Origin of the sequence: Rhodoferax sp. (assembly GCF_025354435.1) — a bacterium.
Lineage (GTDB): Bacteria > Pseudomonadota > Gammaproteobacteria > Burkholderiales > Burkholderiaceae_C > Rhodoferax_B.
In genome coordinates this window covers 1-4,327 of sequence record NZ_JANXMU010000063.1, presented here as the reverse complement: position 1 = coordinate 4,327, position 4,327 = coordinate 1, and the positions used below count along the sequence as shown (strand labels likewise).

Annotated in this window: 5 protein-coding genes; 2 read left to right on the top strand and 3 right to left on the bottom strand. The window is 64.0% G+C overall.

The features are described from left to right. Both Q0T48_RS16605 and Q0T48_RS16600 read left to right on the top strand, forming a co-directional pair. Positions 1–726, top strand: a 726-nt coding sequence (locus tag Q0T48_RS16605; protein WP_295958382.1) for an AAA family ATPase, incomplete at its 5' end; no start/stop codon positions are given. A gap of 114 nt (positions 727–840) precedes the next feature. Then, complete coding sequence (locus Q0T48_RS16600) at positions 841–1,737, top strand: hypothetical protein (RefSeq protein ID WP_295958379.1); 897 nt, start codon at positions 841–843, stop codon at positions 1,735–1,737. 73 nt (positions 1,738–1,810) lie between these two features. Here the strand turns inward: Q0T48_RS16600 and Q0T48_RS16595 are convergent, their stop codons facing one another. The 3 genes from Q0T48_RS16595 to Q0T48_RS16585 all read right to left on the bottom strand — a co-directional run. Then, positions 1,811–2,122: a winged helix-turn-helix transcriptional regulator gene (locus tag Q0T48_RS16595; RefSeq protein WP_295958376.1), complete on the bottom strand. Its 312-nt coding sequence runs from the start codon at positions 2,120–2,122 to the stop codon at positions 1,811–1,813. Between the two features lie 147 nt (positions 2,123–2,269). Next, positions 2,270–2,728: a MarR family winged helix-turn-helix transcriptional regulator gene (locus Q0T48_RS16590; protein ID WP_295958374.1), complete on the bottom strand. Its 459-nt coding sequence runs from the start codon at positions 2,726–2,728 to the stop codon at positions 2,270–2,272. A 178-nt stretch (positions 2,729–2,906) separates the two neighbouring features. Continuing rightward, positions 2,907–4,327 (bottom strand): tannase/feruloyl esterase family alpha/beta hydrolase (locus Q0T48_RS16585; RefSeq protein ID WP_295958371.1); only part of this gene is annotated, 1,421 nt, incomplete at its 5' end.

Here is a 4,327-nt window from a genome sequence, read left to right as displayed (position 1 = left end):
TTCATGTTCGACAGCGAGGATCATCTGATCCGCCTCGACATGAGCGAGTACATGGAGAAGCATTCGGTGGCGCGCCTGATCGGTGCGCCACCGGGCTACGTCGGCTACGAGGAGGGCGGCTACCTGACCGAGGCCGTGCGCCGCAAGCCCTACAGCGTGCTGCTGCTGGACGAAGTGGAGAAGGCCCACCCGGATGTCTTCAACGTGCTGCTGCAGGTGCTGGACGATGGCCGCCTGACCGACGGCCAGGGCCGCACCGTGGACTTCAAGAACACCGTGATCGTGATGACCAGCAACATTGGCTCGCCCATCATCCAGACCATGGTGGGCCGGGACTACGAGGACATCAAGGACGCGGTGCAAGACGAGCTGAAGAACTACTTCCGCCCTGAGTTCTTGAACCGCATCGACGAGACCGTGGTGTTCCACGCGCTGGACGCGAAAAACATCGAAGCCATCGCTGCCATCCAGATCAAGGTGCTGGAAGCCCGGCTGGCCAAGATGGATCTGACGCTGCAAGTTTCGCCCGCCGCCATCGCCGAGCTGGCCAAGGTCGGCTTCGATCCGGTGTTCGGTGCCCGGCCTTTGAAGCGCGCCATCCAGCAGCGCATCGAGAACCCGCTGTCCAAGCTGTTGCTGGAAGGCAAGTTCTTGCCCAAGGACGTGATTCCGGTGGATGTGGACCCTATACAAGCTCCAGGGCAATTCAGCTTCGGCCAGCCCTGACAGGCCTGAAGAAAAAGGGCTGGGAAGCGATTCCCAGCCTTTTTTTTCGCCCAAGTCTGCAGCAACCTGTTACAAATCCCTGGGCCGCCCATTGGCGATGCCAAGGATAGGACGATGAACTCTTTTGGAAACCTGGTCACGAACCTGTTCGCACTGGCTTTGGGCCTGGGTAGCCTGAAGCTGGCGGGGGAGGGGCTGTGGGCGGGCGCGATTGGCGGGATTGGGAGCAGTGCTGCGGATGTCCGCTTTACCGCGCACCCACTGGGGTTTGTGCTGCTGGTGGCTGCCTGGACGGCCTTTGGCGTATTTCTGGTGGGGTTTGGGTGGCGCGGTTTCACCCGCCCTGGCGACGCGGATGGCGACGACGAGGAAGACATCGGCGGCGAGGTGCCTGCGCCCCGGCCGCGTAGCTTGCCCATCCCCCGGCCGCCCACTGGTATGCAGGCTGCGCCACCCCCCCCCGTGGCTGCCCCTGCAACCGCCCGCCCGGCAGCCAGGCTTCCCGAGCCCCTGGAGCTGTACACCGCGCGCATGTGGGCGGTGTGTGTGCTGGTGCTGACGACGCTGGTGATTTTGGGGGCGGCCTACGCATGCATTGGTCTGTCGTATTTTCTGACCGAGAAGGGCGCGGCCATCCTGTTCGCCCCGGGGCTGGTGGGCTATCTGGTGGTGGCGTGGAAATGCGTGCGCGACTTCTTCTGGCGCGGCCCGGCCCTGGTGCTGGACCGCTTTGGCATCCTGGATTACCGCCAGGGTGGGCGCAGCATCCCCTGGACCGATGTGGATGCCGTGCGCCTGCATGCCTCCAGCAACCGGACCAGCCTGGTACTGCGCTTTCGGGATCTGGCGCTGCCCCGCCAGCACTTTGGGGCGCTCAGCATGCTGGGCGCATGGATGAACCGTATTTTCTACAAAGGCTATGAAGGCCGGGTCGTATTGACCGGACTCCGCTTCCAGCGTGCTCAGGTGCTGCAGGTGGCGCAAACCTTTGTGCGGCATGCGCGGCGTTAGGCTGGGCGGGTGTGCAAAGAAAAAGGGGCTGGAAATTGCTTCCCAGCCCCTTTTTTTTGCCCGCCGCAGCGGTTTACTTGACCTTCTTGGCCTGCGCGGTAGACCACTTGCCGGCGAAGGCTTGCAGGTCGCTCAGGCGCTTGAGCAGGTCGGCACCGCTGGGGGTGACGCTGTAGCCGTCGCTGCCATGGGTCAGCAGGTCGGCTTCGCGGAGTTCTTTGAGGCGGGTGTTCAGGGTGTTGGGGGTGACACCGCCCACGCTGTCTTGCAGCAGGCGGAAGGTCTGGGCGTGGCCGTCGCGCAGGGCCCACAGCACGCGGATGGCGTAGCGGGATTCCAGCAGGGCCAGCAGTTGGTGGACGGCGACGTTTTCTTTGGAACTCATGGTGTGTTCTCCTCGGTGCAATGTGTATGTTGGGGATCTCAAGGTGCTTGCCTGGCACCTGTTCAGCGGAACAACTATACCGCAAAAATCAAAATTGCTACTAGTTTAATAGCATTGTATGCATGAGGTATCTGCGCTGTAACTGAATTACGCCCGGTATATTTTTTGCAGCAAGCGGATCAGTGTTTTGCGCTCGGTAGCGGTCAGGCTGGAGGTGGCTTCGATTTCCAGCTGTTCCACGGTGCTTTCGGCTTCAGACACCAGGGCTTCACCGGCGGCCGTGAGGTGCAGGCCCACGGCGCGGCCGTCCACAGGGTGGGGCTGGCGTTCGATCAGGCCGCGTTTTTCCAGCGCACTGACCATGCCCACCACGTTGGGCGGCAGCAGACTGAGGGCGGCGGAGAGCTGGCGCGAGGTGATGCCGGGGTTGTGGGTGATCAGCGACAGGATGGAGAAGTCCACCGTGCGCAGGTCGTACACCGCCATGCGCTTCAAAAAGATGTCAATGATGACCAGGTAGGCCCGGCGGGCGTTGTAGCCCACCAGGCCCTCAAGTCGGCTGCTGTCGATGGTGGTGGCGGGTTTGGGCGGGCTGGAGACGGTCATGGTGGCTATTTTGCCAGCCGTTTCCAGCCCTTTTACGGTCACCTCTTTCCGCCAGAACACCGCAGAACTGGCTCCGCCAGGCTGCCAGTGTTGCCCCCTGCGTGTCGCCTCGGTTTTTCAAACCGATCCGAGGGGGGTTGGCGAAAGATGCGAAGCACTGCAGCCTGTGGGTGTACTGCTACCTACAGCTGAAGCTGGCTGCGCTTTCGATGTCGCCGCTGCCGTTGTAGCGGGCCACCTGGGGGTAGGCGCACAGCGGGCGGCTGCGGTTGGTGGACCAGGTGCTGGGCACATCGGCATTGACCGCGGCCGCATTGCCGGGGCCACGTGCGCTGGCGACGACGCTGTCGGGGGCCTGGCCTTTTTCGACCCAGTTGACCAGCGGTGTCAGCATGTCGAACTGGTCGGTGGCGGGGCCGCCAGAGCAGTGGTTCATGCCGGGCACGCGGTAGAAGCGGGCGAAGTTGCTGGCATCGCCACCATTGGCGGTGCGCAGGCTGTCGTACCAGGCGGTGGTGTCGTCACTGGAGAAGATCGGGTCGCTGGTGCCGTGGTAGACCATCATCTTCGCGCCCCGGTTCTTCAGCGCCGCCAGGTTGGCCGGGTTGGGCGGCAGCATTAACGACAGCGCGCTCTCGGTGTAGACGCTGCTGGTGGCGGCCACCTTAGCTAGCATGCTGTCGATACTGCCCGTCAGCGCGAACGTGCTGCCGTTGAAGGTGGTGGGGTTTTCTGGCGGCACTTGCCAGATCAGGCCGACCGCGCCGGCATCGCGCTGCCAGGGCGAGGTGAACTTCCAACTCGCCCAGCCATTGGTGGCCAGGCCCGCATCAAAGGGCCAACTGGCGTAGAACTTGGCGCCGGTGCTGTTGGTGGCGCCGGTGAACAGCTTGGCAACCACGGTTTTTTGCGCTGCCGACAGGCAACTGCCGTCGCGGGCACCGCTGCAGGTGGGCACGTCGCGGTCGATCTTGAAGGCCGCCTGGCAGGCGGCAGTGTCTTGCACCATGCCGTCGGTGCTGCCGTCCAGCGCATCGCATTTGGCCAGTACCGCGTTGGACACCAGCGCGCGCTCGGCGGTGGTAAAGCCGGTGGACAGGTCGGCGATGTTGGTCGCCACCGTGGCATAGGCTTGCGCCCCGGCGATGTTGGCAATGGCGGCCAGCGGCAGGCGGAAGCCGGGGTCGCCGACCAGGTAGCCGTCGTACTGCTCGGGTTCGCGCGAGGCGGCCACCATGGTGTGCCGCCCGCTGTTGGAGCAGCCGCCGAAGTACGAGCGGTCGGGCCCCTTGCCGTAGGCGGTGAGGATGAGGTTTTTGGCCATCGGTGTCAGTGTGGCAGCGGCCTGGTAGCCGTAGTCCAGCCGGGCCTGCGGGTCGATTCCGAAAGACGGATCCGGCGGCGCATGGCCGGCATCGGAGCTGATGACCGCAAAGCCCATGTTCAGCGCATTGTCGAGCGCCCCGCCGCCGTGCGCGCCCACCGCCGTGAGCACGCTGCCGTCAATACCGCCGTTCGCCTGGTAGAAAAAACGGCCATTCCAGTGCGTCGGCAGACGCATCTCAAAGCCGATGGCGTAGCTTTTGCCATCGACCGGGC